20 protein-coding genes and 1 tRNA gene are annotated in these 26,470 nt (G+C 53.4%); 12 read left to right on the top strand and 9 right to left on the bottom strand.

Annotation, left to right across the window (positions count from 1 at the left end):
- The first annotated feature begins 128 nt into the window (after positions 1-128).
- The 3 genes from K0H47_RS11625 to K0H47_RS11615 all read left to right on the top strand — a co-directional run bounded on the left by K0H47_RS11625 (position 129) and on the right by K0H47_RS11615 (position 4,318).
- On the top strand, positions 129-1,334 hold the full coding sequence (locus K0H47_RS11625; protein ID WP_219272706.1) for an acetyl-CoA C-acetyltransferase: 1,206 nt from the start codon (positions 129-131) through the stop codon (positions 1,332-1,334).
- Between the two features lie 16 nt (positions 1,335-1,350).
- On the top strand, positions 1,351-3,498 hold the full coding sequence (locus tag K0H47_RS11620; protein ID WP_219272703.1) for a 3-hydroxyacyl-CoA dehydrogenase NAD-binding domain-containing protein: 2,148 nt from the start codon (positions 1,351-1,353) through the stop codon (positions 3,496-3,498).
- A gap of 91 nt (positions 3,499-3,589) precedes the next feature.
- Positions 3,590-4,318, top strand: a complete 729-nt coding sequence (locus K0H47_RS11615) for an amidotransferase (RefSeq protein WP_169385989.1) — start codon at positions 3,590-3,592, stop codon at positions 4,316-4,318.
- A 165-nt stretch (positions 4,319-4,483) separates the two neighbouring features.
- Here the strand turns inward: K0H47_RS11615 and K0H47_RS11610 are convergent, their stop codons facing one another.
- From K0H47_RS11610 to K0H47_RS11600, 3 genes are all read right to left on the bottom strand, one after another.
- Complete coding sequence (locus K0H47_RS11610; protein WP_219272701.1) at positions 4,484-5,455, bottom strand: magnesium and cobalt transport protein CorA; 972 nt, start codon at positions 5,453-5,455, stop codon at positions 4,484-4,486.
- 71 nt (positions 5,456-5,526) lie between these two features.
- Entirely contained in the window at positions 5,527-6,282 is a 756-nt protein-coding gene (locus K0H47_RS11605) for a 1-acyl-sn-glycerol-3-phosphate acyltransferase (RefSeq protein WP_177071203.1), read from the bottom strand.
- Between the two features lie 215 nt (positions 6,283-6,497).
- On the bottom strand, positions 6,498-7,187 hold the full coding sequence (locus tag K0H47_RS11600; protein ID WP_076015114.1) for a crotonase/enoyl-CoA hydratase family protein: 690 nt from the start codon (positions 7,185-7,187) through the stop codon (positions 6,498-6,500).
- A 333-nt stretch (positions 7,188-7,520) separates the two neighbouring features.
- Between K0H47_RS11600 and K0H47_RS11595 the strand changes: the two genes are divergently transcribed.
- Positions 7,521-7,610: transfer RNA gene (locus K0H47_RS11595), tRNA-Ser, on the top strand.
- A 345-nt stretch (positions 7,611-7,955) separates the two neighbouring features.
- Here K0H47_RS11595 and K0H47_RS11590 read toward each other — a convergent pair.
- Positions 7,956-8,597, bottom strand: a complete 642-nt coding sequence (locus K0H47_RS11590) for a hypothetical protein (protein ID WP_219272699.1) — start codon at positions 8,595-8,597, stop codon at positions 7,956-7,958.
- A gap of 161 nt (positions 8,598-8,758) precedes the next feature.
- Between K0H47_RS11590 and K0H47_RS11585 the strand changes: the two genes are divergently transcribed.
- From K0H47_RS11585 to K0H47_RS11565, 5 genes are all read left to right on the top strand, one after another.
- Entirely contained in the window at positions 8,759-10,084 is a 1,326-nt protein-coding gene (locus tag K0H47_RS11585) for an Lrp/AsnC family transcriptional regulator (protein ID WP_219272697.1), read from the top strand.
- Positions 10,085-10,197: 113 nt separating this feature from the next.
- On the top strand, positions 10,198-10,386 hold the full coding sequence (locus K0H47_RS11580; RefSeq protein ID WP_133836645.1) for an AlpA family transcriptional regulator: 189 nt from the start codon (positions 10,198-10,200) through the stop codon (positions 10,384-10,386).
- Between the two features lie 405 nt (positions 10,387-10,791).
- Positions 10,792-11,493 carry an inovirus Gp2 family protein gene (locus K0H47_RS11575; RefSeq protein WP_307877325.1) on the top strand — a complete coding sequence of 234 codons (702 nt, stop codon included), beginning with the start codon at positions 10,792-10,794 and terminating at the stop codon, positions 11,491-11,493.
- A gap of 169 nt (positions 11,494-11,662) precedes the next feature.
- Positions 11,663-16,570 (top strand): type ISP restriction/modification enzyme, encoded by a 4,908-nt coding sequence (locus K0H47_RS11570; RefSeq protein WP_219272825.1) that lies wholly within the window; start codon positions 11,663-11,665, stop codon positions 16,568-16,570.
- A 122-nt stretch (positions 16,571-16,692) separates the two neighbouring features.
- Positions 16,693-17,388, top strand: a complete 696-nt coding sequence (locus K0H47_RS11565) for a hypothetical protein (RefSeq protein WP_219272692.1) — start codon at positions 16,693-16,695, stop codon at positions 17,386-17,388.
- Positions 17,389-17,520: 132 nt separating this feature from the next.
- Here the strand turns inward: K0H47_RS11565 and K0H47_RS11560 are convergent, their stop codons facing one another.
- Both K0H47_RS11560 and K0H47_RS11555 read right to left on the bottom strand, forming a co-directional pair.
- Positions 17,521-17,853 carry a hypothetical protein gene (locus K0H47_RS11560; RefSeq protein WP_219272690.1) on the bottom strand — a complete coding sequence of 111 codons (333 nt, stop codon included), beginning with the start codon at positions 17,851-17,853 and terminating at the stop codon, positions 17,521-17,523.
- A gap of 33 nt (positions 17,854-17,886) precedes the next feature.
- Positions 17,887-18,543 carry a hypothetical protein gene (locus K0H47_RS11555; RefSeq protein WP_152745717.1) on the bottom strand — a complete coding sequence of 219 codons (657 nt, stop codon included), beginning with the start codon at positions 18,541-18,543 and terminating at the stop codon, positions 17,887-17,889.
- 121 nt (positions 18,544-18,664) lie between these two features.
- On the opposite strand from K0H47_RS11555, the gene K0H47_RS11550 reads away from it, so the two are divergent.
- Entirely contained in the window at positions 18,665-18,973 is a 309-nt protein-coding gene (locus K0H47_RS11550) for a helix-turn-helix domain-containing protein (protein ID WP_124415349.1), read from the top strand.
- Between the two features lie 29 nt (positions 18,974-19,002).
- On the opposite strand, the gene K0H47_RS11545 is transcribed toward K0H47_RS11550, so the two are convergent.
- From K0H47_RS11545 to K0H47_RS31045, 3 genes are all read right to left on the bottom strand, one after another.
- The gene (locus K0H47_RS11545) at positions 19,003-19,194 is read right to left on the bottom strand and encodes a hypothetical protein (protein WP_201121991.1); all 192 of its coding nucleotides are present in this window, start codon (positions 19,192-19,194) and stop codon (positions 19,003-19,005) included.
- Between the two features lie 66 nt (positions 19,195-19,260).
- On the bottom strand, positions 19,261-20,229 hold the full coding sequence (locus K0H47_RS11540) for a DUF932 domain-containing protein (RefSeq protein WP_219272688.1): 969 nt from the start codon (positions 20,227-20,229) through the stop codon (positions 19,261-19,263).
- Positions 20,230-20,320: 91 nt separating this feature from the next.
- On the bottom strand, positions 20,321-20,593 hold the full coding sequence (locus tag K0H47_RS31045; RefSeq protein ID WP_257626654.1) for a hypothetical protein: 273 nt from the start codon (positions 20,591-20,593) through the stop codon (positions 20,321-20,323).
- A gap of 390 nt (positions 20,594-20,983) precedes the next feature.
- On the opposite strand from K0H47_RS31045, the gene K0H47_RS11535 reads away from it, so the two are divergent.
- On the top strand, positions 20,984-23,641 hold the full coding sequence (locus K0H47_RS11535) for a KAP family NTPase (RefSeq protein WP_219272687.1): 2,658 nt from the start codon (positions 20,984-20,986) through the stop codon (positions 23,639-23,641).
- Positions 23,638-26,166, top strand: a complete 2,529-nt coding sequence (locus K0H47_RS11530; RefSeq protein ID WP_219272684.1) for a hypothetical protein — start codon at positions 23,638-23,640, stop codon at positions 26,164-26,166. The genes K0H47_RS11535 and K0H47_RS11530 overlap by 4 nt, the downstream gene beginning before the upstream one ends.
- Positions 26,167-26,470: the final 304 nt, after the last annotated feature.

The raw sequence follows: 26,470 nt of genomic DNA, 5'->3' as shown, positions 1-26,470 counted from the left end.
AATCCCGTAGCCTCCTACCGTTCGTCTGAGCGTGTGCGTCAAGGTCAATGAGCGGTTCGGTCATTGAATCCGGCGCCCCGGCGCCTAAGGTAAGGGCACGATCCGTAGCCCAGTGATTCGAGGACGTCATGACCCAAGCTTTGATCTTTGATGCGATACGCACGCCCCGTGGCAAAGGCAAGGCGGATGGCGCCTTGCACAGCGTCAAGCCGGTAAACCTGGTGGCCGGGTTGCTGACCGCGCTGCAACAGCGCACCGATCTCGATACCCGGCAAGTGGATGACATCGTCCTGGGATGCGTCACGCCGGTGGGGGACCAGGGCGCCGACATCGCAAAGACCGCCGCGTTGGTGGCGAACTGGGACGTCAGCGTCGCCGGTGTGCAGATCAACCGTTTTTGCGCCTCGGGCCTGGAAGCCGTGAACCTCGGCGCGATGAAAGTGCGCTCCGGCTTCGAAGACCTGGTGGTGGTGGGCGGCGTCGAGTCCATGTCCCGCGTGCCCATGGGCAGCGACGGCGGCGCCTGGGTACTCGACCCGCAAACCAATATGCACAGCCACTTCACCCCGCAGGGCATCGGTGCCGACCTGATTGCCACGCTGGAAGGCTTTACCCGCCAGGACGTCGATGCCTTTGCCTTGCACTCACAGCAGAAAGCAGCGCGGGCCAGATCAGACGGTTCCTTCAACAAGTCGCTGATCGCTGTGCAGGACCAGAATGGCATCGTGCTGCTGGGTCAGGACGAGTTCATCCGGGCCGACTCCACCCTCGAAGGCCTGGGCAAGCTCAAGCCCAGCTTCGAAATGATGGGCCAGATGGGCTTTGATGCCACGGCCTTGCGGGTCTACAGCCACGTCGAGCGTATTAACCACGTGCACACACCGGGCAACAGTTCCGGGATCGTCGACGGCGCGGCGTTGATGCTGATCGGCTCTGAAGCCAAAGGCCGCGAACTCGGCCTGCAACCCCGGGCGCGCATCGTCGCTACGGCGGTCACCAGCACTGACCCCACCATCATGCTCACCGGCCCCGCACCGGCCACCCGCAAGGCCCTGGCCAAGGCTGGCCTGCGGGTTGAAGACATCGACCTGTTCGAGGTCAACGAAGCGTTTGCGTCGGTGGTGCTCAAGTTCATCAAGGACATGGGCATCGACGCCGCCCGGGTCAACGTCAACGGCGGCTCCATCGCCATGGGCCACCCGCTGGGCGCTACCGGCTGCGCGATTCTCGGCACCTTGCTCGACGAACTGGAGGTGCGCCAGCAGCGGTATGGCCTGGCCACCCTGTGTGTCGGCGGCGGCATGGGTATCGCCACCATCATCGAACGCCTCTGAGCCTAAGGAATCAGTCATGACCGATGCCATTCGTTACGAAAAAGGCCAGGACCAGATCGTGGTGCTGACCATCGACATGCCCGGCCAGAGCGCCAACACCATGAACGGGGTGTACCGCGAGGCCATGGCGGCCACCGTCGCCCGCCTGGACGCCGAAAAGGATTCGATAGCGGGCGTGATCATCACCTCGGCGAAAAAGACCTTCTTTGCCGGCGGTGACCTCAATGAACTGATCAAGGTCGACCAGCCCCACGCCAAGGACTTCTACGACAGCGTGCTAGTGCTGAAGGCGCAACTGCGCACCCTGGAAACCCTGGACAAACCGGTGGTGGCCGCCATCAACGGCGCGGCGCTGGGCGGTGGCTGGGAGATTTGCCTGGCGTGCCAACACCGCGTGGCGCTGGACCACAAGTCGGTACAGGTTGGCTTGCCGGAAGTCACCCTTGGCCTGCTGCCGGGTGGCGGCGGTGTGGTGCGCATGGTGCGGATGCTGGGCCTGGAAAAGGCCTTGCCCTACTTGCTGGAAGGCAAAAAGATTACGCCGCAACAGGCGCTGCAAGCTGGATTGATTGACGAGCTGGCGGCAGATCGTGACGAGCTGCTGGCCAAGTCGCGGGCATGGATTCTCGCCAATCCCGAGGCGAAACAGCGTTGGGACATCAAGGGTTATCAGATCCCTGGCGGCACGCCTTCCAATCCTAAGGTCGCGCAAATGCTCGCCATTGCGCCATCGATCCTGCGCGCCAAAACCAACGGCTGCTTCCCGGCCCCGGAGAAAATCCTCTGCGCTGCCGTGGAAGGCGCCCAAGTGGATTTCGACACCGCGCACCTGATCGAGACCCGCTACTTCACTGAGCTGGTTACGGGGCAAGTGGCAAAAAACATGATTGGCACCTTTTGGTTCCAGCTCAATGAAATCAACGCCGGTAGCTCGCGACCCCAGGGTTTTGCGCCGTATGTGACACGCAGGGTCGGCGTGCTTGGCGCCGGGATGATGGGGGCGGGCATTGCTTATGTCAGCGCCTCGGCGGGCGTTGAGGTGGTGCTGAAGGACGTCAACCTGGCGGCGGCGGAGAAGGGCAAGGCCCACTCGGCAGCGTTGCTCGACAAGAAGGTCGGCCGTGGGCAATTGACCACTGAGCAGCGGGAAACCATCCTCGCGCGGATTATTCCTACCGAATCCGATGCCGACCTCGCCGGCTGCGACCTGATCATCGAAGCCGTCTTCGAAGACCGGGAACTCAAGGCCAAGGTCTCGGCCGCTGCGCAGAGCGTGGTGGGGGCCGACGCAGTCATCGCCTCCAACACCTCCACCTTGCCCATCAGCGGCTTGGCCACGGCGGTGCCCGACCAGGGCAAGTTTATCGGCCTGCACTTCTTCAGCCCGGTGGACAAAATGCCCCTGGTGGAAATCATCAAGGGTACCCACACCAGCGACGAAACCCTGGCCCGAGGTTTCGATTTCGTCCTGCAAATCAAGAAAACCCCGATCGTGGTCAACGACAGCCGCGGCTTCTTCACCTCACGGGTGTTCGGCACCTTCACCAACGAAGGCATCGCCATGCTCGGCGAAGGGGTCGCCGCGCCGATGATCGAGACCGAGGCACGCAAGGCCGGCATGCCTGTGGGACCGCTGGCAGTCTCTGACGAAGTTTCCCTCAGCCTGATGAGCCATATCCGCCAGCAGACGGCCAAGGACCTACAGGCCGAGGGCAAGCCGTTACCCCAGCATCCGGCATTTGCCGTGATCGACCTGTTGCTCAACGAATACCAACGCCCGGGCAAGGCCGCTGGGGGCGGCTTCTACGATTACCCGGCGGGCGGGCAGAAACACCTGTGGCCGGAGCTGAAAAACCGCTTTGAAAAGCCTGAGCAACGGATCTCCGCCCAGGACGTACGCGACCGTTTGCTGTTCATCCAGGCCATTGAAACCGTGCGCTGTGTGGAGGAGGGCGTGCTGATGTCGACGGCCGATGCCAACGTCGGCTCGATCTTCGGTATCGGTTTTGCCGCCTGGAGTGGCGGGGCGCTGCAATTCATCAACCAGTACGGCCTGAACGACTTCATCGCCCGTGCCCGTTACCTGGCCGAGCAATACGGTGAGCGCTTCACGCCACCGGCGCTGCTGTTGGAGAAAGCCGCAAGGGGTGAAGCGTTCCGGTGATCAAAATGTGGGAGCGGGCTTGCCTTGGAAGGGTATTTCAAGGCAGGCTCTGGGGTGTTCATTATTCCCATCGCCGTGTCAGGTATTTTTTATGTCGTTACGCGTGTGCATCCTGGAAACCGATATCCTGCGTCCTGGACTGATCGATCAGTACCAAGGGTACGGGCAGATGTTCAAGCGCCTGTTTTCCAAACAGCCGATTGCCGCCGAATTCGTCATCTATAACGTGGTGCAGGGCGAATACCCGGCGGATGAAGAAGTGTTCGACGCGTACCTCGTGACGGGCAGCAAAGCTGACTCTTTCGGCACCGATCCCTGGATCCAGACCCTCAAGACCTACCTGCTGGACCGCCATGCCCGCGGCGACAAACTGATCGGCATCTGCTTCGGCCACCAGTTGCTGGCGCTGCTGTTGGGCGGCAAGACCGAGCGGGCGACCAAGGGTTGGGGCATGGGCATCCATGACTACAAACTGAACGCCAAGGCACCGTGGATGAGCCCGGTGGTGGAAGAATTGACGCTGTTGATCAGCCACCAGGACCAGGTCACCACCTTGCCGGAAAACGCCACAGTGATCGCTTCCAGCGAATTCTGCCCGTTTGCGGCGTACCACATCGAAGACCAGGTGCTGTGCTTCCAGGGCCACCCGGAATTTATCCACGACTATTCCCGCGAGCTGCTGGAGATTCTTCAGACAACCCTGGGAGAAAAGGTCTACACCAATGGTGTGGCCAGCTTGGAACGAGACCACCACGGTGTGACCGTGGCGGAATGGATGATGCGGTTTGTGGCGCACAAACCCGAAGCAGGCGCTGCCTGAAACCGTCCAGGGCAAGAAGTACGGTCTTCAAGGCAAAGCAGATTAATGTGGGAGCTGGCTTGCCTGCGATAGCATCACCTTGGTGTCACTGACAAACCGAGGTGCCTGCATCGCAGGCAAGCCAGCTCCCACACTTTTGATCTTCAGCAAATTGAGCTGGGTTTGTTACAGCCAGCCTGAACGCTTGAAACTGGCCCACAAACTCGTACACCCCACCGCAATAAACCCCAGCACCGCAAAATAGCCGTAGTGCCATTGCAGCTCCGGCATGTTCTGGAAGTTCATCCCGTAGATCCCGGCCACCGCCGTCGGGAATGCCAGAATCGCTGCCCACGCGGCAAACTTGCGTTGCACCACGCTCTGGCGCGACGCTTCCAGCAACACCCCAATCTCGATGGTCTGGCTGGCGATATCCCGCAGGGTGGTCAGGTCTTCCATCTGCCGCGTGACGTGAATCTGCACATCGCGAAAGTACGGGCGCATGTTCTTGTCGATAAACGGGAAGCTCAGTTTCTGCAACTCCTGACTGATCTCCACCATCGGCGCCACGTAGCGCTTCAGCCGCAGCACATCGCGGCGCAGGCCGTGGAGCTTCTGGATATCCGCTTCACTCAGGGAGTTGCACAACACGTTGCGTTCCAGCTCATCGATCTCGGCATGAATCGCCTCGCTCACCGGCTGGTAGTTCTCGGTAACAAAGTCCAGCAGCGCATAGAGTACGAAATCTTCCCCATGCTCCAGTAACAGTGGCCGCGCCTCACAACGCTGGCGCACGTAGCCGTAGGACGCCGAGTGGCCGTTGCGGGCGGTAATGATGTAGCCGCTGCCGGCAAAGATATGGGTTTCGATAAACTCCAGCTTGCCGTTATCGCGTACCGGCGAATAGGTCACGATAAACAGCGCGTCGCCGAAGGTTTCAAGCTTGGGGCGGCTATGTTTTTCCAGGGCGTCTTCGATGGCCAGTTCGTGCAGGTTGAACTGGCGTTGCAGGTTGGCCAGTTCCAGGGCGCTGGGCTCTTCCAGGCCGATCCACACAAAGTGGTCGGGCTTGGCGGCCCAGGCGGCGCCTTCGTCGAGGGTGATATCGGTGACTTTCTTTCCGGCGCTATAGACGGCGGCCGCAACAACTCTACCCATAGTGCTGATCGCTTCTTCTTGAATGGCAGATGACAACTGTCAGGCAGCTTAGCTGCCCTGCCCAATCAGAGTCAGCAAATTCGGCGGGGTTCACCAGTGATTGCAGGCGCAGTTTGCAGCTCGCGATCCATCGCCTCGATGCAATCGCGCATTTGCTCACGGCAGGTCTGCATTAACAGCGGCATGTCATCCATCGTCAGCCCCGCCGTAGGGATCGGCGGCAGCGAACGAATCAGAATATCGCCACTGTTCCAGCGGTTGAGCTTCATCTGTTTCACGTAAGTGCTGACACACACCTGCACAATCGGCACGCCTGCGGCGATCGCCATCTGGAACGCGCCTTTCTTGAACGGCAGCAGGGTTTCGCCGAAGTTGCGCGTGCCCTCCGGGAACACCCAGATCGAGGTGTCTGCATGCTGCAAGGTGTGTGTGGTGGTCAGCATCGAGCGCCGCGCCTTGTGGGCGTTGCCCCGGTCAATCAACACATTGCCCGCCAGCCAGAACAGTTGCCCAAACAACGGCACCCACTTCAGGCTCTTCTTGCCGATACACACCGTGCGGTAGGGCACCACGGTGCCAAACACAAACAGGTCATAGTTGGACTGATGGTTGGCGATGATCACGCAACTGCTGGGCTTGTTGCGCAGCGAGTCGACCTCAGCCTTCACCCGCAGGCGCAACAGCCACATCGCCGGCACGGCATACAGGCGTGCGCAGTAACGGCTGTTGTCCGGATTGAACGGCCGACAGATTCCGAGCACCACGCCCAGTACGCCCGCAATCATAAAATGCAGGCCCATCAACAACATGCGTAACAAAAAAAGCATCGACACAGCCCATCGGGACAAAAGGTGGCGCAGTGTACGGATGTGCACTGTATTCGGCAATTGCCCCTATAGAGTCGGAAGATAGGCGATGTTTAAGCGCATGTTTCAACGTGCCGTGACAGACACCGCCTAGAGCGGTTGTAGGCAATCCGGAATTCTTTGTAAGAAAAAGCCCGACTCAAGGTCGGGCTTCGATTCAGCAGGCGTAGGTTTGATTAACCCAAGTGCCCCTGATCCTGAATGATCGCGTCATCCAGCGCTTCCAGCAGCGCCTTACGCACCTTCAGCTTGGTGTGCTTGTGGGCGTTCATATTGATCTTCTTCAGTTGGCGAGCTGCTTCCAGCGCCGCGGCCTGCAATTCTTCCGGCGCGACCACCTTATCCAGAAACCCGGCGCTCAACGCGTCCTGCGGGTTAAACATCTCGGCATTGATCACCGAGCGGTGGAAGGCCGACTTACGCAGACGATCCCGCGCCAGCTCGATCCCAGCGTGGTGCATGGTCATGCCGATCATCACTTCATTCAGGCCAATGCTGAAAGGCCCGTCCACGCCGATCCGGTAATCCGCCGACAGCAACAGGAACGCGCCCTTGGCCACCGCGTGCCCAGGGCAAGCAACGATCACCGGGAACGGGTGCGACAACAGGCGGCGGGCGAGGGTGGAGCCCGACGTCACCAGGCTCACCGCTTCTTTAGGGCCGGCGGTCATCACCTTCAAATCATAGCCACCGGACAAAATCCCCGGCGTGCCCGTGATGATCACCACCGCCCGATCTTTCTCGGCCTGATCCAGCGCTTCATTAAACGCACTGACCACTGCCGGCGAAATGGCATTCACCTTGCCGTTGCTCAGGGTCAGGGTCGCGATACCGTCTTCGAGGTGGTAGGCAATCAACTCACTCATGACGCGATTCCTTGTAATGCTTGTAATAGAAGGACAGACGGCAGACGTTACCCACCGCGCCCGCCCCGGTAAAGCGCCATGACTGACTACCCAGTCAGACTTTTCCCCCATGCCCGCCCGCAGGCGGCCTTCGGCAAGGCGCAGCAGCTACTATAGACAAGCGCCGCGAGTGCCCGAGAATGGCAGAATCGCCTTGGTGTGCATGGCGCCACAGAGGGCTGGAACGGCATAACCGCCTAAGCGCATGAAAATTCTGAAAAAAACCTTTGCCATCGGAAAAGCTTTCGACTACATTAGCGCGCCTCGACAGACTGAATCAGTTTGACGAGATACGGTGAAGTGTCCGAGTGGCTTAAGGAGCACGCCTGGAAAGTGTGTATACAAGAAATTGTATCGAGAGTTCGAATCTCTCCTTCACCGCCAAATTTATACCTGAAGGCCCCGTTTAACGGGGCTTTTTTGTGCCTGACCGTTTTTGTTCCCCCATCTGTTCCCCCATTCGGATTTTGGAAAGTTAGCCTCGCCGCCAGGTGACTCTCGATGGGGCGCTTTCTCGTATTAGCGATCAACGCTGGCGTCTGTGCCCAGCTCGTTGAGCTAATCTCTAATGATTTCAGCCCAATGAACATGCGATAAGTGTTCACTGTCGAGTGAATCTAGACTGCGTTGCCCGTTAGATTTTCCCATGGTGTCTCGTCGCAATGACTGAAAGCGCTGCACTTGTTGTGCTGGTGCGCATTGGCGTAGCTACCACTGAATGGGTCTCGGCTAGGTCGGAGCTCTTTCCATGCTGCGAGAGAGTTGTTCATCGAGGAGGCTCATCAGGCTTTTATCCGTCAGCTTTTTTAATGTTTCCGTGTAAAGCTCGGCGCTTACGCTTTTTTGCTCCTCCGAGAGGCTGTCGATTGATAGGTTTGCTGCCCCCATCATGACGGTGCGTTGAGTGAGTTCTTTGATGCATTCCTGGAGTGCTGAATACAGGGAGCCTAGCTTCTTTTTTAGTTGCTGCTCCTTGTCTGTGGCCCTCTTGGCGGCATTTTTGGCAACCTTTTTCTGTTGGGTTGCCTGCTCGTACTCATCAGAGAGTAGGCTCTCAAGAAAATTGGTAATGCTGCTTTTGTTCTGCTTCGCCAGCTTGTTCAGTTTTTGCTTCGCCTGTTCTGAGAGCACGAAACTGCAGGCTTTTTTCTTTGCGTTCTTGTCCGCTTTTCTTCGCTGAGCCTGGGTCCAGGCCAGCTTCATTGTCAGTAAGAGCGCAGAGTCTTTTGTCCTTTCTTGACTTAGCCAGGCATCGAAATTGGTGGCTGAGATGGGCGCGCCTTCGTGCGTCTCTCCCTTGGTACGAAGGTGCTTCGTAGCCCATTTCAACTGATCTATCTCCTTCATATTGAGCCAGTCACTGCCTGCCATCGTGCTCTCCATAGTATTTTTACCTAGATTTATCTCACTGTACCTTGGCTGAGATACTAAGTGTAATACTCAATAATTACTTAGTAATCGGTGTTTACTAATACAGGGTGTATTTTCTGTGCCAAAATAAAGATGTGGCTTAACAGAATTAGGAAATTAATGTGAGCGAGATGCTGCTTTCAGTGCTGCTCAGTAAGGCGAAAGGGATCAGCCCTGAAGCGAAATATGTATTGGTACGCTTGGTTGAGTGCGGTTTGGTTGCAGGGCCCATTTGCTCGGGTGTTAAAGAGCTAGCAGGGCGATTTGGGATTTCAGATAGCCAGATGGGCGCAGCACTGAATTCGTTGACCGCTGCTAAGGTCCTGATTCGTCGGGACTTGGTGAGCGGGCAAGGGCGCCCCAAAAGGCAATATGAGTTGGCGCCAGGCGACGTTGAGCAGGTTGGTCTGAATGACGTGTCTAAGGTGGTCCATGCAAGAGTAATCCATCACCTTTTAAAGCATGAGAGCAAGGCGCTTCAGTTGTCAGATGTTGCCATGCAGCAAAAGGGGCCGCTCGAAGGCGTCCCCCTTGCTCATGTCCGAGCAAGCAGGAAGCAGGGCCGACTGAGTGTCGTAAATCGTTTGCTGCTTGCAGTGCTGTTATGCCGCGCTGATCGATTTGGTGTTGTGCGGGATTTAGGTCGTGCAGAGCTCTCGCGGTTAACTGGGCTAAGTCAGGAGCGTCTGAAGAACCGGATTCGGACCTTGCTCGATAGTGGTTTGATCCGGGCATACACACCGGGTGCAACAGGATCAGTCATCTTCAAAAAGACCAAAAGCGTTTACTACCTCAACCTGCACCATCCAGAGTTGAGCTGCGGGCAGAGCTTACCGATGTTGTTGGTGTCGGTTACTCAAAACCTGACAAGCGCCAACGAGCGTGATGTAGTGGATGGCATGCTCTGGTCACCGCAGGGGGAGAGAGAGCAGTGTTCCATCGGTGTTCGTAGGTTTTTTAAGAATAGACACGAACAAGAGTTGGCCTGTTTTCTGAGAGGGCGTCTTGATTGGTATGCGGGATACCTGCTTTCTCATCATTGGGGTTTGCTTGGTGACGGTGAGGCAGAGCTTGATCAGTTGATCAAACTCGATTTGCTTGACGCTTCCGATAAAGAAACGTGTCAACCGCTTGTCACCTACTTAATTGAGCGTGTCGAATACATGGCGAGCCGCGCCAGTGCCGGTTGGTTTGATGGGAAATTAACACTGATCCCCGGTGTTGATTTCAAAACTCTGGATTACGTACTTCTCCCCATGCAGAAGACGGCTGGGCTCTATCCTTCACGGGCAATGCTAGCGCTCTCCAAGACGGGGGGCACATGTTCGAAGGCGTTACATATTGTGGGGTTTCAGGATGATGAAGAGGGGAAAGTACAGTGCGTTGCTGACTCGGAGACGCTCTCCAGAGAAAAGCAGTATCTGTATAGCTTGCTGACTCCTGCCTAGCGGTGAGTCGTGAGGTGTAGGGGTAAGTGGCTCTAGCGAAGCGGTAGTAGAGGGAGGATCGTAGTTTTTTACCCGTCCTGCCAATCCTCTGAACGAACAGAGGAGTCCCGTTCATGAGGATCATTCGCCTGAAAGACGTCATCGACTCGACTGGTCTGGGTCGCTCTACCATCTATAAGTACATCGCCGAAGGAGCCTTCCCCAAGCCGGTTTCACTGGGAGAGCGCAGCGTTGGTTGGGTGGAGGAGGAGGTACACGAGTGGATTTTGGCCCGGATCGAAGAGCGCGACACGGCCGAATAATTTGTTGCGTGAGGGGTGTGGACTAACCGGCATAAGCGCCATGGTCGGATCAACTCCGACCATGGCGCTTATGCCGGGGGCTGTGTGGTGGTAGTGCTCGCCTGCAGCGACTTGTGGCCATGTCGTAGCTGGGATGATCCGGCTGCTAGCTCGAGCCGCGACAGATTGGAGGAGGGGCGTGCACAGGAGGTGCTTTTTTTCCAGAGTGAAGAATTATCAAAAACTCAAAGCCTCGTTGAGATTTCAGCGATATGCCTTCACAGCTCTAGGAGGTGACTTTCTCGGTGCGGGTAATATGCTTTATAGACCCGTACAGATACCCGTCCGCTAGGTGCATCCCTCGTAGGCGAATGCATCTGGGGCAGGAAGGAGGCAGGGTTAAAAACTACTCAGTGTGCAGAGGTTATGACCTCCACTCCAAGAGTAGTAATCATGCTTCGTCATCCCGATAACCGAAACCTTCACCTCCATTACGACGACACCTTCGAAGGGCTGCCAGTGATGGTGGAGAAAGGCCCATTCATCCGCGAGTACCTGGCTGATTTAAAGCGAACCATGGATTTGACCTTTGACCAATACTCAAGGGTGCTCGCATTCAGGGTGGACCTACGGCTTCCCTGTGACATTGAACTGGACGATTACATAGATTCCAACGAGGTCATTAGTAGGTTTTTTGCCTCATTCAAATCAAAGGTGAAGCATCACCGCGAAATGGCTTCACGGCGGTACCAGCACGCTCATAGCTGCAAAGTTCGGTATGTGTGGGCACGAGAGCAAGGGTGGCGTGGAAGACCGCACTACCATCTGCTGATTTTGCTAAACCGAGACGCCTTTTACACCGTAGGCAAAATCGCCTCAGACCGAACCAACATGTTCAGTCGCTTAAACGAGGCGTGGGCGAGCGCGCTGGGGATCCCCGCCGATCTAGTTGTAGGACTGGTAGAAATTCCAGATAACGCGACCTACCGAGTAGCCAGAGGAAAATCTGCGAGAGGATTTGGTGACGATGAGCTTGGTTCGCTTTTCAGAAGGGCTAGCTATATCTGCAAATCGGCTACCAAGGTCTACGGAGGCAGTCAGCATGGGTTCGGTTGCAGTAGGGGGTGACGCTTTGGGTTCTCGACGCCTACGTAGAGCTGTCTGAATGGCTGTTAACAACAGCCAATCGACTGCTTTTCTCCCGCCCCACAGCATTTAGTTACCTGCCCACACCTTGCTTGGTAAACTCCCGGAATTTGGCGTGAACAAGACGCCGCCGCAGTCAAAAGGAATTTCCATGTCCGCCCTTGCCAGCCTGCTCGATAGTTATCGCAATGCTTCTGTAACAGAGCGCGAGAAAGGCACCTATTTCGAAGAGTTGATCTGCACTTACCTGCGCAACGAAGCCAAATATCGTGATTTGTACGAGCAGGTTTGGACTTATTCGGATTGGGCAAAGGAGCACGGTGGGGACGGCCGTGACACAGGTATTGACCTGGTTGCCAGAACTCAGGGGACCAAAGAGTTTCACGCCATCCAATGCAAGCTGTACGCAACGAACTACCGCGTGCAGAAAGGCGATCTAGACAGTTTTTTCACCGCATCCGGCCAGAAACCATTCACTCACAGCATCATCGTGACTACCACGAACAATTGGTCTGAGCATGCAGACAATGCTTTGTTAAATCGTCATCAGACAATTAACAAAATTGACCTGCAAGCCTTGGAAGACAGTCAAATCGATTGGGCGAAATACAAACCAAATCAGGTAGCGGTTCTCAAGGCCAAGAAGTCCCTTCGCGATCATCAAAAGCGTGCTCTGTCATCTGTTGCCATCGGCTTACAAGACGCAGACCGGGGCAAGCTGATCATGGCGTGCGGCACCGGTAAAACCTTTACCAGTCTCAAAATCGCCGAGCAATTAGCTGGCGCGGGCAAGCGCGTACTGTTTCTGGTACCTAGCCTGTCCCTTCTGTCGCAAACCTTGACTGAGTGGACGCAGGAAAGTGAAGTACCTCTCCACAGTTTTGCTGTGTGCTCTGACAGCGACGTAGGTAAGAAGCGCAAAAAAGACGATGACGTCGTACAAACTTTTGCTCACGAGCTACGCTACCCGGCCACTACAAATCCAGCGCGTCTAGCGGCAGAGATGCTCAAGCGTCACGACGATCAGCACATGAGCGTTGTGTTCAGCACCTATCACTCCATTGCCGTCATTAGCGACGCACAGCACCAGTATGGTCTGGCAGATTTCGATCTGATCGTCTGCGACGAAGCCCACCGGACCACCGGCGCCACCTTCGATGATGACGAGAGCGCATTCGTTAAAGTCCACAACGCTGACTTCATACGCAGTGCCAAGCGCCTTTACATGACCGCCACGCCTCGTATCTATGGCGAGTTGGCGAAGGCCAGCGCTGAAAAAGATAACGTAGCTCTGTGCTCCATGGACGACGTAAGCCTGTACGGAAAAGAGTTGTTCGTCATCACCTTCAGCGAGGCGGTTAAGGCGGAGCTGTTGGTAGATTACAAGGTGCTGGTGCTGGCCATGGATGAAAAGCACATCAGCAGCCGCCTGCAAAAACTGCTGGCCGATGATGACAACCAAATCAAGCTGGAAGACGCAGCCAAAATAGTTGGCTGCTGGAAGGCTCTGAGCAAACAAGACACCCGCGAAGATCTTGTCGATGATGGCGACCCAATGCGCCGTGCCGTGGCCTTCTGCCAGGTGATCGAGTACCAAAAATTCGCCAAGACGCACAAGGTCAGCTCCAAAAATATCGCCAACATGTTTAAGCAGGTGGTTGAAGAGTACAAAGCCAGCAACCCGGACAACGATGACGTCGCCGCAACTCTTATCTGCGAAGCCTCCCATGTGGACGGAGGTATGACTGCGGGGCAGAAGGAAGACGAGCTCAATTGGCTGAAGGCTGAGGTGCCCGATAACACCTGTCGCATTCTCAGCAATGTGCGCTGCCTCTCTGAAGGCGTAGACGTGCCAGCGCTAGACGCAGTACTGTTCCTCACGCCGCGCAATTCACAAGTGGACGTTGTGCAATCGGTTGGCCGTGTTATGCGTAAAGCAGAAGGCAAGAAGCGTGGCTATGTGATTCTGCCGGTAGTCATTCCCTTCGGTGTGGCACCTGAGGAAGCGCTCAACGACAACAAGACTTACAAGGTCGTCTGGCAAGTGCTGCAAGCCTTGCGCTCACACGACGACCGCTTTGACGCCATGATCAACAAAGTCGACCTGATTGGCGGTGATCCATCCAAAATGGAAGTCATTGCGGTTACAGAGAAACTCAACAAAAAAATAGACCGAGGTAACTCCGGTCAAGACAGCGGCAAGAATACCTACGGTATTGGCGAGTCGCGTGGAAAATATGACCATGGACCGAAGCCTGAACAATTCGGGTTGGAGTTTGAGATTGGTGAAATCGAGCGCGCCATCTACGCCAAGGTGGTGCAGAAGTGCGGCAATCGCAGCCACTGGGAGGATTGGGCCAATGACATTGCCAAGATTGCACGCACCCACATTGTGCGCATCACTAGCATCATCGAAGACGAAGCCAACGTCCGAGAGCGCGAAGCGTTCTTTAGTTTTGCCGGTGAACTGCGCGACGACTTGAACGACAGCATTGGGGACACCGAAGTAATTGAGATGCTCGCCCAGCACCTGATCACGAAGCCGGTGTTTGACGCGCTGTTCGAAGATTACAGTTTTGCCAGCAACAACCCTATGTCCTGCGCCATGCAAAACGTCCTAAACGTGCTGCAAGAGCACCGCCTTGATAAAGAAGCTGACACCCTCCAGCGCTTCTACGACAGTGTGAAAATGCGGGCCGATGGCATCAATAACGCCGAAGGTAAACAGAAAATTATTGTTGAGCTCTACGACAAGTTTTTCCGTAACGCCTTCCCGCGTATGACCGAGCGGTTGGGTATCGTTTATACCCCGGTGGAAGTGGTTGACTTCATCATTCACAGCGTAAACGACATCCTCAAAAGTGAGTTCAGCCAAACCCTCGGCAGTGACGGTGTGCACATCATCGATCCTTTCACCGGTACCGGCACTTTTGTTACCCGGCTGCTGCAAAGTGGTTTGATCAGCAAAGAGCAGCTACAGAACAAATACCAAGGCCAAATACACGCTAACGAAATCGTGCTGCTGGCCTATTACATTGCTGCAATCAATATTGAGGCTGTTTACCACAGCATTGTCGGTGGTGATTACCAGCCGTTTGAAGGTATTTGCTTAACCGATACCTTCCAGCTGTATGAGAAAGACGACTTAGTCAGTGAGCTGTTGGTGGACAACAGCGCACGCCGCACCCGTCAGAAAGCGCTGGATATTCGAGTCATCATTGGCAATCCGCCGTATTCTGCGGGTCAAAACAGTGCTAACGACAATAACGCCAACGTGGCTTATCCTCTCCTAGATAGCCGTATTCGTGACACATATGCAGAGCGCTCCACATCTACGCTCAAAAAAGCTTTATACGACAGTTATATTCGCGCCATTCGCTGGGCGTCAGACCGTATCGGCGATAGTGGCGTTATTGGCTTTGTGACCAACGGGAATTTTTTAGAAACAGGTGCTTTCAGCGGCTTGCGCCAATGTTTAGCGGAAGAGTTTAGTAGTGTATATGTATTTCATTTGCGAGGGAATCAGCGCACGTCGGGTGAGCTATCCCGCAAAGAAGGCGGCAAGATATTTGGAAGTGGCAGTCGTTCGCCAATCGCCATCTCGCTACTGGTTAAGAATCCTGTCGCACAAAAACATGGGCAAATTCACTGGCATGACATTGGCGACTACTTGAGCCAATCGGAAAAGCTGGAGAGGATTTCAAACTTCAAAAGCATTGCAGGCATCACTGATGCTAATGCCTGGAAACTAATTACTCCCGACGAGCATGGTGATTGGGTTAATCTTCGTGATGATGGTTTTGCTCAGTTCATAGTCATGGGTAATAAGAAAGATGAATCGTCTAAGGTGATTTTCGAAAACTACTCCAGCGGAATAAAAACTAACCGAGACGCTTGGGTTTACAATAGTTCGCGGGGGAAACTGGAGCGCACCGTAGGAAGCATGATTGAATTCTACAACGGCGAAGTCGAGCGGTATTCGGTGTTGTGCTCTGATCTGAACAAATCTGAGTGGCCTGATATAGATACATTTATCGATTTTGATTCGACAAAAATGAGCTGGACGCGGGAAGTTAAGCAAGATCTTAGTAGGCATACGAAGAGAAAATTCATTGCTAGCGGAATTGTGCAGTCTCTTTATCGGCCATTTACAAAAACCTGGATTTACTTCAATCAGCATTTTAATAATTGCGTTTACCAAATGCCGCGTATTTTTCCTGATGCAATGGCGGAAAATAAGGTTATCTGCATTAACTCTGTTGGCGCTCAAAAGGATTTTTCAGCAATAATTAGCAACCATTTGCCAGACTTGCATGTAGTCCAAACAGGTCAATGCTTCCCGCTCTACCTTTATGACAGCCCTGAAGACCAAACAAAGGCCAACAAGGCTGCGCCGGGTCTGTTTGACGTGCCGGCAAAACCACGAATCAGTTCACGTCGCGATGCGATCACCGACGAGGGCTTGGCACACTTTAGTATTGCCTATCCAGGTGAAGACATCAGTAAGGAAGACCTGTTCTATTACGTCTATGGCCTACTGCATTCGTCGGAGTATCGCGACAAGTATGCTGACAATCTTGGCAAAGAGTTGCCGCGCATACCTGCGGTAAAGGCTGCTGCGGACTTCTGGGCCTTCTCCAAGGCCGGACGGGCACTGGCCGATCTGCACGTTGACTATGAGACCGTGGCCATGTACCCAGCCAACGTGCAAAACAGCGCCAGCAGCGATAGCGACTACCGCGTGACTAAAATGAAGTACGGTAGAAAAGGTAAGGACAAAGACCTCACTACTTTACATTACAATGCCAAAATCACCGTAACCGGCATCCCGCTGCAAGCCTACGACTACATCGTTAACGGCAAGCCTGCGCTTGATTGGGTTGTCGAGCGGCAGTGCGTCAATACCCACAAGGATAGCGGTATTACTAACGACGCCAATGACTGGGCAGTCGAGACCATGAACAATCCTAGATACCCATTGGAACTGTTTTTGCGTGTGGTTACTGTGAGTGTGGAAACCATGAAAATTGTAGAGGCCTTGCCCCCCCTAGATATTTAAATATATCCGCTTCTTAAGTGGCTCGTTTTCCAGCTAGAGGAAGCGAGCTAGTGGATCTGGCGTTATTCAGAATGGCGCTTACAGAACATGGTTTACGGCGTTAATATGTCATGGAGGAAAAGATGTCTCAGTCAGTTGAGAGAACGATCCAAGTATTGGAAGAGCTAAGCCGCTGTGAACCGCGAAAAATACAGCGAACGGATTTAGAGAGAAAGGCGCAATGGGTAGCAAACTGGTGTCTTGTCTGTTCTTTCGTTTTTCTTGTTATTAGCGGAGGGTTTGTCTTTTTTTATGATGTTAGACCGCCTTCTTTATATGCGCAGGTATTTGTATTGCTGATGAGCTCTATCTCAATGCTGTTGGCTATTATCACCTTAATTGCGCCAATGGTAGCCTCTCTGTTACTTTCTTTGCGGTGGAAAAAATTAGCATTCGAAGGATTGTGTGATGATATTCGTCATGAGCAGGCGATGGCTGATCGCTTAGCTAGTTATGAGGCTGCCGCTCTCAAAGATGCGCATTTTTGGTTGAGTCGAAAAGTTCGGCGTATAAGTGAGCGGACAGCGCGTTTTTTTGGCGAGAAGACTGCCGCAATAGGTCTATTGGCTACTGTGTATTCATTTACTGCTGAGTTCGGTGGTTTCGAATGGGTTTCCCGAACTATGAGTGCGGGTCTTCAGGCTGGTAACATAGGCAATACTATATTGTTAGGTGTAGGTGCGTTCTTGTTTGGCATGTCTATTGGATCTATCCTGATGGGGTATGTTGCCTCCCGTTATCGGTATCAGATTGAAATAATTGAGTTGGTTGATAGGTAGCGTTGAGGGAAGCTGCTTTGTCAGCTTGTAATGCCGTGCCTGTCGTTTAGTGATTTTGAGCGTTTTATATTTTGCGCGCATGAGCCTTCCACCCTCTAAATGAGGGTGGAAGGCTCATGCGTATGCTAAGTGCTATTTCTTATAATTTATAATCAGCGTTTTTGGGTATATTTTTGCTATTTCATAATCAGGATTATAGGTTGCGAGATTGTGAGCTGCAATCGTTAAGCCAGCTGCAACTCCACCCACTATGGTGAATGCGCTGATTCCTAGGGCAGTTATGCGTCCAGCGGTATACACTCGGCATGTGAATCCTTGGGACTCAATTAGCTTCTCTATAGTTTCTACTGTGTCGCTAAAGAACTCTGAGTCAATTTCTTTTATGGTGAAAGACTTCTTTTCTGAGACCATTGAGGAAATGTCCTCATTAGACATTTCGCTGGCTGAATAAACACTGATGTCCATATTGTTTCCAGTTGCTAGTGATATTTACGGGATTTAAAATAAATCTTTGTTCAGGCCCAAGAGCATCATGTTCTTGTCATAGCAAAGTGGTACTGAGTCGCAGTTTCCACCTTGTTTCTTTACATCCTTTTTATCCACCAACGGAAGATATTTAGGTAAATCCTGATCTTCTATATCTTGCCCATTGATCGAACAGTTAAAAACCGCTGTTGCCATGCATACAACGTCAAGTTTGCTTACGTCTACCGGGCTTGACGATGGTTTTTTCGTTGCTTGTGGTTCGTAACGATTTCCACCGTAGCCAGGACCGGTACCTTCCTTGTAAGCCACGACCGCTCCCGCCGTATCTGTGCCCAGATACCATCCGGTTGTGATCCCGTAGATCCCTTCAGGAGCATTGCCCATGAATTCACCACGGTGCGCGCAGGTCCCTGCGCTGTCGCAGTTGACGATTCGCCTTCCATCAACACGTTGCAAAGTTTTGTTGCCGTTTTGATCGACGTAGGCCCTATTTACTGAAGACGGAGAGTTGGGGATAGAGCAGTCGATGTGCTTGATCGCAAGGATGGGCATGGGGGTGGGGGTCGTATCGCATACACGTACGTTCGGGTCGGCGGCAGCTGTCAGGGACACACCTGCCTGTAAAGCGGCAAAAAGCATTGTATTGATCAGCGAGATTTTGACTTTCATCTGAGCGCTCGGTTTTGTCGGTGGTTGGATTGAGTTCGTATGATATTCGAATACTACCAAAACGGTAGTATTTGGAAAAAGCTGCGCATGCACGATGCCCCTTTGGAAATTGGGTGTGTGCATGTCAGTACTGGCAAAGCGGATAAAGCAGGCGCGTATTAGGGCGGGGTTGTCGCAAGAACGACTAGGACTTGATGCCGGCCTAGACGAGATGTCTGCAAGCACCCGTATGAACCGATACGAGTTGGGGAAGCGGGTTCCTGCCCCGGATTTGGTCGAGCGGCTGAGCGAGGTGCTCAGTGTGCCTGCGGCGTATTTTTACGCGGTCGAAGATGACGAAGCTGAGCTGCTTATCAAGTTTAGTAAGCTGGATGCAGATGAGCGCGTGCAGCTAATGCGATACCTGGACGAGCTGCTGGAATCTCAATAGCGACTCAGCAATGCGCCTTTGGCCTACCTTCAGCACGGGTTCAAAGATACTTCGACCCCGGCTTCTGTCGTGATCAACTCGAATAGCAAGGCTGCCAGCAGCACTGCAATCAGGATTGGCCAAGAGCGAGCCATGAGAACTGCTAGTGCTACTGCCAACAGGCAGCTGGCCAGAATGCCGAAAAACATGAAAAGCAGACCGACAAAGCGTATGAAATTCATCGTATTTTCCTTCAGGCGGAAAAATGCCTGAGCGTTGATCGCTCAGGCATGTTGGTCGAAACAACTTTATGCAACTAGTCGTAGAGCCGAGTCGAGTGCTCGTTGCTTGATTTGTGCTCCTTGCCCGAACCAAGCTGAGTCCATCCGGTACTCTGAACTCCTGGCTCGACGCTCGTGATCGACATACTCAGTTACTGCGTTTAGCAGGCCCCATGCGGTGCCGCGAGCAGACTCCATGTCTGATCCGCGACCTTTGCCCTCGTACAAGTTTTGAACCTTCTCCAGCGCTCGTTTGTTGGGTAGTGCGTCGGGAATGGGATCATGGGCGTGGGTCTCACATAGCACCTCCTTAAAAAAGCTCATCGCCTCAGGCCACTGAACTTTTCGATCGGAGAGCACGCGCATCCGGTACATGAATTCGTCCCATTGCGAGACGGCGATACCGAGTTGCTTTTTCACAGTCTGCGGATTGAATCGCGTGTTATGTGGGACCTTGATTGCATGGGGGATACCATTCAAGGCAATGCTCAACGTGTTGTTGCAAACCACGCGAACGGTGGTCGGCGTGGCTGTTGTCGCGAGAGTGCCGTCACACGAGGTCGCCAGCAACAAGTAGCCATTAACCTGATCGTTGCCCTTCAAAGTGGCGTTCTGCCCAGTTCGCGCTAATGCCCAGAACTTACGCCCTCCCTTCAGAACACCTGCCGTTTCCAGCTCATAGCCGGACACTTCAGTCAGGTCACGGTAAAACTCCATAACCTCACGCGGCTGGACAATTTGGTAGCGCTTGGATACCACGGACAGCGGAGCCTTGGTGTCGGAACGGTACAGTACCTTTTGCTCTGGGAATGAGTGAATACTGCCCATATGGCCGATGGCGTCGGCTTTGAAGTGGACAGGGCTTTCCTGGATCTGCCAGTCCATACCGGCTTCACGCTGCCAAATCTCGATAGGTTGTTTTTGAGTCAGCTGACTGCCGAGGCCATGCCACGGAGTTGCACCAACGTAAGCCATTTGTTCGATTTGATGAGCCATGATTATGATTCCTTAGGGTGCGAGCCGGCATAAAGGCCACGCATCGCGTGGCTCCGTCCGGACGTATTAAAAGAGAGAAGTGGGAAATGGTTTAAGCAGTGAGGTTGAAGCGATGCCCACAGATCAGGCAGAGGTTATGGGCGAGTACATGACGGTCAAGCTTGTCGCCGAGTTGAGCGCCTAATGCACAGCCGCCGGCACCGCCAACAAGGCTGCCGAGGATGGCACCAGAAACGGCTCCGAGGGTAACTCCCAGCGGGCCGTTAATAGCGCCGACGAGCGCCCCTGCCTGGCTGCCAGCAAGTGCGGCGCAGGCGCCTCGAGCAGCTCCGCCTAGGGTGCCAATGGCCGCGCCGATTTTCATTGCGTGATGGAAAGAAGCGACTTTGAGGGAGTGACAGCGAGGGCACTGCAATGACATGGTTCGAAGCTCCGTGGGGGATGTCAAAGTAGTGATGTGTGGTTGAGAAATTTTCGAATCGGATCTGAGCTTTGGATGAAAGATATGATCCGGGCCTCGGCCAACAACGAAGGCTAGCAAAAAGTCGTTTAGGCCTTGAACAGCCAGGGGCGATTGGCCATTATCTGACTCTGTGCACGACATTCGGATGGTTGGCACGCCTGCCCGCTCCGTTCACGAGCGTTACTCAAGCGGCTTTGCTCAAGGAAGGATCCGTATGGAAATGCTCTTATCTGTAACTTTTATGGTGGTCACTTGACCTTTTCGTAGCCATATACATTTCCTAGGACGTACATGAGCGCATCAGCCGAAAACTCGACTTCGATCGTCATCGATCTCGATCACAGCGATAGCAATACAAAGCTTGAGGTAAATCAGCTCGTTCAGCATCAGAGCTACAGCACGCTTGCGAAGCGCATTAAGACAGATTTAGATAGTGCCAAGAAGCTCCGCCAGCTCCAACACGCCTCTCGAATAGAAAATGAATATCCGTATGGCAGCGGATTGGTTTACTTCATTGATGGTACCCGCGGTGCAGGAAAATCTACGTTCTTGCAAAGCGCCTTTGACGCACTGGGAAATGAAAAGACCGAGCCCAGCGTCAGCCGATTGGCCTATATCGATCCAAGCCGCATTGAACACAGTGAAATCATCCTACTGAGCATCTTAAAAGCCCTTAAAGACCGCATTAAGGGTGCTAAAAACGGCTCTAGCTTGGACCAGGAAAACCTACTCAAACACTTCCGTGAGCAGTTCAAGAAACTAGCAGGAGGGTTAAGCCTTTTTACCCAGAACCATGATCAACTTCAGGATCTAGACCCGGAACTGTTTTTTGAGTGGGGCTTGGAGCGGGCAGGGCACAGTGCGGAGCTGCGCAAAAACCTCCACGCGCTTCTCGATTTGGCCTGCCAGGTTCTAGGCACTGATGCGCTCCTCCTCGCCTTTGATGATGCCGATACCCATGCGCACCACGCGCGTAGCGTGCTCGAATGCATACGTAAGTACCTCGATACTCCACGCCTAGTGGTCCTTGTAACCGGCGACATTGAACTGTATTCATTAATGGTCAGGGATCACTTTTATGAGAGCCTAGGAGATGCCAAGCATGGTCAGGCGAAGGAGCGCGCAGACCAGCGTCATAAGATGGTCGATCATCTAGAAGACCAATATCTTCTCAAGCTTTTCCCCATGCACCGTCGTTTGCAATTGCGACCGCTTTGGAATCTTCTTCAATATGATGAAAACCGGTTCCGACTGGCCCATTCTCAATGGGATAAGCAGTTAACTCCAAATGAATTAGTCGGCACTTTGATCCGGCGCGGCCTGCGAATCAAAAATCCGCGTGATCTTGATCTCTATCGAGAGTTCCTACTAAAACAGCCATTGCGCTCGGTGCTTCAAGTGCTGTCTCGATGCGCGCCCTACTATGACCCAGAAGGCCCTGACACATGGAGTCAAAACCTTTCCGAAGCACTGAGCGAGAGCTTACGAGCGCTAGCTCTGGGCAGCTTGTATAAGTTTGGTGTGGATGTTGACGCCATCGCAGCCCACGAACTACCTGCACTTACCAAGGCCGTGTTTGACTTGGCAATACGTGACGGCGATTTCGACACGGCTGTGTACCTCCGCCCCCAGCCAAGTGACGCTGATCTCAAGAACAGCTTCGCCGCACTTTCCGCGGATGTAACACGTTTATGCGCGGAGAAACCGGCGGCGCTAATCGACTACATGCTGGCTGCACCTGGCAGCGTGGCGCTGTTCGGACGGGTGTTAAGGCGCAAGGGTAAAGAACTCCAGACTGCAGAAGCTCGTCAGACCCTACGCATACAGTTCGAACAATATATGGGCATCGGGCGCAAAGAGGACGCCTTAAATTGGGCCCGCCACGCTGTAGCAATTCTCTCTGCACCTCATGGAGCTAACCCGAAAAACCCACTGGTCTACTCCGGCATCATTGGCCTTAACAAAGGCAAGCCTGACCACGCCCCTATTGAGAGCGAATCTGGCTATAGGTCAGCTCTTAGCGTCATCAGAGAATTCAACGAACTACCAGCTTTCGCGCTCAGCCTTGTGGATGTATCGGGAACATCATCTCGGACCTATGCATCGATCTACAATATCCTTGGCCTTATAGCCCGGTTGCTCTCACTTCAACCGAAAGGTGGCCAATACCCTGTACTTAGTGTGTTACCGAAGCCGTTTCCTCCGTTGAGCGTATCCCAACCACAATGGGAAGCCGACACGGCTGATGAAGAGGAGCTCGAACAAGATGCGTCTGGGGACGCAGGAAAGCTCACCACACTCGAAACAGCGATCAAACATTGGCTTACCGTAACTGTAGAAACCCGCAAACAGTTGAACCCATCGGCTGTACTGATCGGAAAGATCTGGACCCGCCTGTATTTCAGTCTTGAAAAAGTGTGTGAGGCTAACCGATCGAAGGTCTCCTCTATGTCGACGGGAACGGCCAGCCTCATGGAGCTTTTTGCTTTGTGCGTCATCAATGCTGTCTATATCGAGGAGCAGGATCACCATTTAAGTAGCGGTACAAATTCTACTGACAGTAGTTCTGCGTTGGATCGTACTAATCCGCAGACATCAGCCAAAGCTTTTATTGATAAGTTCAAGGATATCAGTGACTCTCGCAAAGAGCTCCCTCTGACCTACCTCATTGCAACCTGTCCCTTGCTCTTAGGGCTATTGCAGGCAACTCCTAAAGCGAAGGAATTGGTCGATTCTCTTCTGTCCTGTCTCCCTGCTTCATTGGATGCGCATGAAGAATCAAGCGATTCACGGCCTGAAAATTTAGCGCTTCAAGCTAAAGATTTGATGTGCTCTACGAACACTTGGAAAAAAATCAACAAAACATACATTTCCGGTACTAAATGGAAAAATATGCCGATCCAGGACCGTCCTCAAGACAGCTCTGATGAGGAGTCAGTAGGACCTTGAATAACGACATGCGTGAACAACCTATCTCAGTTCTTGCTCAGATAGGCACTACGCTTCTTTCCAGTAACAAGGTACTTGCCTTGTTGCGGCAGACGCCGTTTCATCAGCCACTTAGCTTGCGAGAACTACGTGAGGCGGCGTATCTGGGGCATTTACCTTGGTCGGCTCGCTTACCTGATCATGTTTTTGAACATAGCTGGCAATTGCTGGCACAACAGGCTGCTAACAGAGACAGAGCTTGCCTATTGATAAATGCATTGCAGGCAATGAGCAATGAGTTTTTGGAGCACCGGCACGGTGCCTTGTATGTTAAGCAACAGAAGTTTGGTGCTTGGCAGCAAAGTGTTGTCAGTCGCATATCAGGCTTGCCTTTGCTGGCGGCTGCAAAAGCCTCAGTGCTGCCTGCAATCGAGATGCGGACCCAATGGCCCTGGGAGCCTCCGCAAAGCTGGGCTAGCAAGAATCTGCCTGTCGTCAGCCCATACGACCCTTTTGTAGAAGATTACTTAGGCCGTGAGGGACTGCATGAGACGCATATGCACCTTAATGGGAGCACGCATGCGGAGAATTGTTGGCTGCGGGCACTTCGTACGCCCAAACAGGAAACCAAGGACTTCAGTCTGAAGTGGAACAGCCTCAGCGCGTCCGACGCTGTAGCAGTTCGTGAATTAGCGAGATCCATCGACCCGAACCTCTCGCCTGCTGAATTGCATCGTCAACTAGTCGCAGCCAGCCGCTTGAGAAAGTGGCTGGTGGCGGCAGCGACCGGTACGCTCAGCGCAGAAGTCAAACTTCCCCATGATCTCACTGAGCTGATGGACGACGAAAGCCTACAAAAGGAAGTGCCGGAACCAGTGCCGGCACAATTGCAGCTTTCAGCGAATAGTAGCGCGGCGGACGAGTTGTATTGGATACAACACTTTTTACGCAGGAGCATGAATCATTCTAGCGTAGCGCTCGATCGCATGTTCCACACTTATCTAGTTCTCCAAAACCAGTATTATCGCCTTCTGGTGCAAAGCGAAGAGCAATTTGGTTTCGATCAGTTTCAGAAGTTTACGTACAACCAGTTGCGGGAACCCGCCGAGGAGGACTACCTGCCTCGTTTCTGGGCCATGCATGGCAAAGCGAATAACGTAAGTCGCACTACCTATCTCGAAGGTCGACTGTCACCTAAAAACACATTACGTAAGAACCACAAGCTGCTCAAAGCTGTTTTGGGCGGTTATTGGTGTTACCTAAATAATCAAGATCCTCAGGGGCGTGGAGTAAATCCGTCGCCCGGTAAACTTGGTGAGTTGCTGGAGAGGCTAGAAGAACATTTTCGCAAAACGTCGCCCCTTGATCGCTCGCACCACCGCCTTGCTTTAGTTGTGCATTTCATAAAAAAATCTTGGACGCCCGGCCGAAAGGCAGGTCCGTACCGCTTTTATAAGCAACGTTTGGAGCTTGAACTTACAACTAATGTATTGCTGGAATGCCTAGCTCGCTGGCCCCGCTTGAGAAGCTGGATACGCGGAATCGATGCCGCTGCAAATGAACTACATGCTCCTCCTGAGATATTTTCCAGTTGCTATCGTGTGTGCCAGCGGGCAGGCCTCACTCACCGCACCTATCATGCTGGTGAGGACTTTGCGCACCTTTTGAGTGGGCTTCGCACCATATATGACGCATTGGAGCTTCTTGATCTGCGTGACGGTGACCGCATAGGTCATGGAACAGCGATGGGTATCTCGCCCAAGCTGTGGCTGGAGCGTATGCCGGGTCAGTTGGTGATCAAGAAAGGCGAATGGATGCTGGACTTGCTGGCCGCGTGGCGTCTGCTTCGTACCATACCAAGCGCAGCAGTCGCAGCCGCGCGTGTGGCGGATGATTTGACTAAATGCGCAGGCGAAGTGTTCCGCCGAGAAATGAGCTGTACCTCACTAGAGGCCGTTATGGAACTCCGGCACCTAAACATTCGCTTTGTACAGGCTGCCCTAGAAACAGATTGGTCCCCAGGCATAACTCCGCTAAGTGATCTCTGGCAGAGTGAGGCGCAAAGGGTCATGGACGCTAAACGAAGCCGCCCTCAACACTTAAAGCTGTTGTGGGAATGGCTCAGCGATCGAGATTTGTGGGAGCGAAGTGAGACACTGCAGAGTGTTGACGCGGCTTATTTCGATGAGGCTACCTATCTGCATCTCCAGCAGGCATTAATGCGTGAAGTCGCTCACCGCAATGTGATCATCGAAACACTGCCATCAAGCAATGTGCGCATCAGTCAGTACAACAGTTTTAGTGAACACCACTCTCTACGCTGGATGCGCGCTCCGGGCTTTGTTCAAGAAGGAGATCCAGAAATTATGGTTTCTCTCGGATCGGACGATCCGGGAATTTTTGCCGGGGATTTGAATGGTGAGTTCTACCAGCTATATGGCGCTCTGCGCAATCACGGCCTAAACGACCGTGCGGCACTGGCGCTCCTAGCCCCAATCAATGAGCGTGGCCGCGCTTATCGTTTCCATGACCCGCTACTGGGCTAAGTATTGGCCAGAGGTGTAGACCGCCCCTTTCTATCGTTCAAAAGGATGAGTATGTTAGGACTTTGGGGGGCAGTCTCCTGGAAGCCACTCACGGCATGTGTTGCTCGTGTCTATCGCTTTTATCCGCCGCATCTTCTTGAAGTTTATCTAAGCGCTAGGTTTTCGTTCCGGTTCGGACCCTCAGATCTGATCTAAAAACTTTTTATATAGTTTTCAAAGAGCGTTTTTGAAGGCTCATCGTATCGAAACTACTTCTATCTTGATTTTCTCTGATAGCCGACTTCGGTTGAAGGTGATACGCAAA

The organism is Pseudomonas sp. Xaverov 83 (genome assembly GCF_019352905.1).
In the GTDB taxonomy this organism is placed as follows: Bacteria; Pseudomonadota; Gammaproteobacteria; order Pseudomonadales; family Pseudomonadaceae; genus Aquipseudomonas; species Aquipseudomonas yamanorum.
The sequence above is the reverse complement of the archived record's forward strand: the minus strand, read 5'-3'. Positions and strand labels throughout refer to the sequence as shown.

Excerpts from the sequence above, each read along its gene's own strand:
- K0H47_RS11625 (WP_219272706.1), top strand. The coding sequence starts at position 129 with ATGACCCAAGCTTTGATCTTTGATGCGATACGCACGCCCCGTGGCAAA.
- K0H47_RS11620 (WP_219272703.1), top strand. The coding sequence starts at position 1,351 with ATGACCGATGCCATTCGTTACGAAAAAGGCCAGGACCAGATCGTGGTG.
- K0H47_RS11615 (WP_169385989.1), top strand. The coding sequence starts at position 3,590 with ATGTCGTTACGCGTGTGCATCCTGGAAACCGATATCCTGCGTCCTGGA.
- K0H47_RS11610 (WP_219272701.1), bottom strand. The coding sequence starts at position 5,455 with ATGGGTAGAGTTGTTGCGGCCGCCGTCTATAGCGCCGGAAAGAAAGTC.
- K0H47_RS11605 (WP_177071203.1), bottom strand. The coding sequence starts at position 6,282 with ATGCTTTTTTTGTTACGCATGTTGTTGATGGGCCTGCATTTTATGATT.
- K0H47_RS11600 (WP_076015114.1), bottom strand. The coding sequence starts at position 7,187 with ATGAGTGAGTTGATTGCCTACCACCTCGAAGACGGTATCGCGACCCTG.
- K0H47_RS11590 (WP_219272699.1), bottom strand. The coding sequence starts at position 8,597 with ATGGCAGGCAGTGACTGGCTCAATATGAAGGAGATAGATCAGTTGAAA.
- K0H47_RS11580 (WP_133836645.1), top strand. The coding sequence starts at position 10,198 with ATGAGGATCATTCGCCTGAAAGACGTCATCGACTCGACTGGTCTGGGT.
- K0H47_RS11575 (WP_307877325.1), top strand. The coding sequence starts at position 10,792 with ATGACCTCCACTCCAAGAGTAGTAATCATGCTTCGTCATCCCGATAAC.
- K0H47_RS11570 (WP_219272825.1), top strand. The coding sequence starts at position 11,663 with ATGTCCGCCCTTGCCAGCCTGCTCGATAGTTATCGCAATGCTTCTGTA.
- K0H47_RS11565 (WP_219272692.1), top strand. The coding sequence starts at position 16,693 with ATGTCTCAGTCAGTTGAGAGAACGATCCAAGTATTGGAAGAGCTAAGC.
- K0H47_RS11560 (WP_219272690.1), bottom strand. The coding sequence starts at position 17,853 with ATGGACATCAGTGTTTATTCAGCCAGCGAAATGTCTAATGAGGACATT.
- K0H47_RS11555 (WP_152745717.1), bottom strand. The coding sequence starts at position 18,543 with ATGAAAGTCAAAATCTCGCTGATCAATACAATGCTTTTTGCCGCTTTA.
- K0H47_RS11550 (WP_124415349.1), top strand. The coding sequence starts at position 18,665 with ATGTCAGTACTGGCAAAGCGGATAAAGCAGGCGCGTATTAGGGCGGGG.
- K0H47_RS11545 (WP_201121991.1), bottom strand. The coding sequence starts at position 19,194 with ATGAATTTCATACGCTTTGTCGGTCTGCTTTTCATGTTTTTCGGCATT.
- K0H47_RS11540 (WP_219272688.1), bottom strand. The coding sequence starts at position 20,229 with ATGGCTCATCAAATCGAACAAATGGCTTACGTTGGTGCAACTCCGTGG.
- K0H47_RS31045 (WP_257626654.1), bottom strand. The coding sequence starts at position 20,593 with ATGAAAATCGGCGCGGCCATTGGCACCCTAGGCGGAGCTGCTCGAGGC.
- K0H47_RS11535 (WP_219272687.1), top strand. The coding sequence starts at position 20,984 with ATGAGCGCATCAGCCGAAAACTCGACTTCGATCGTCATCGATCTCGAT.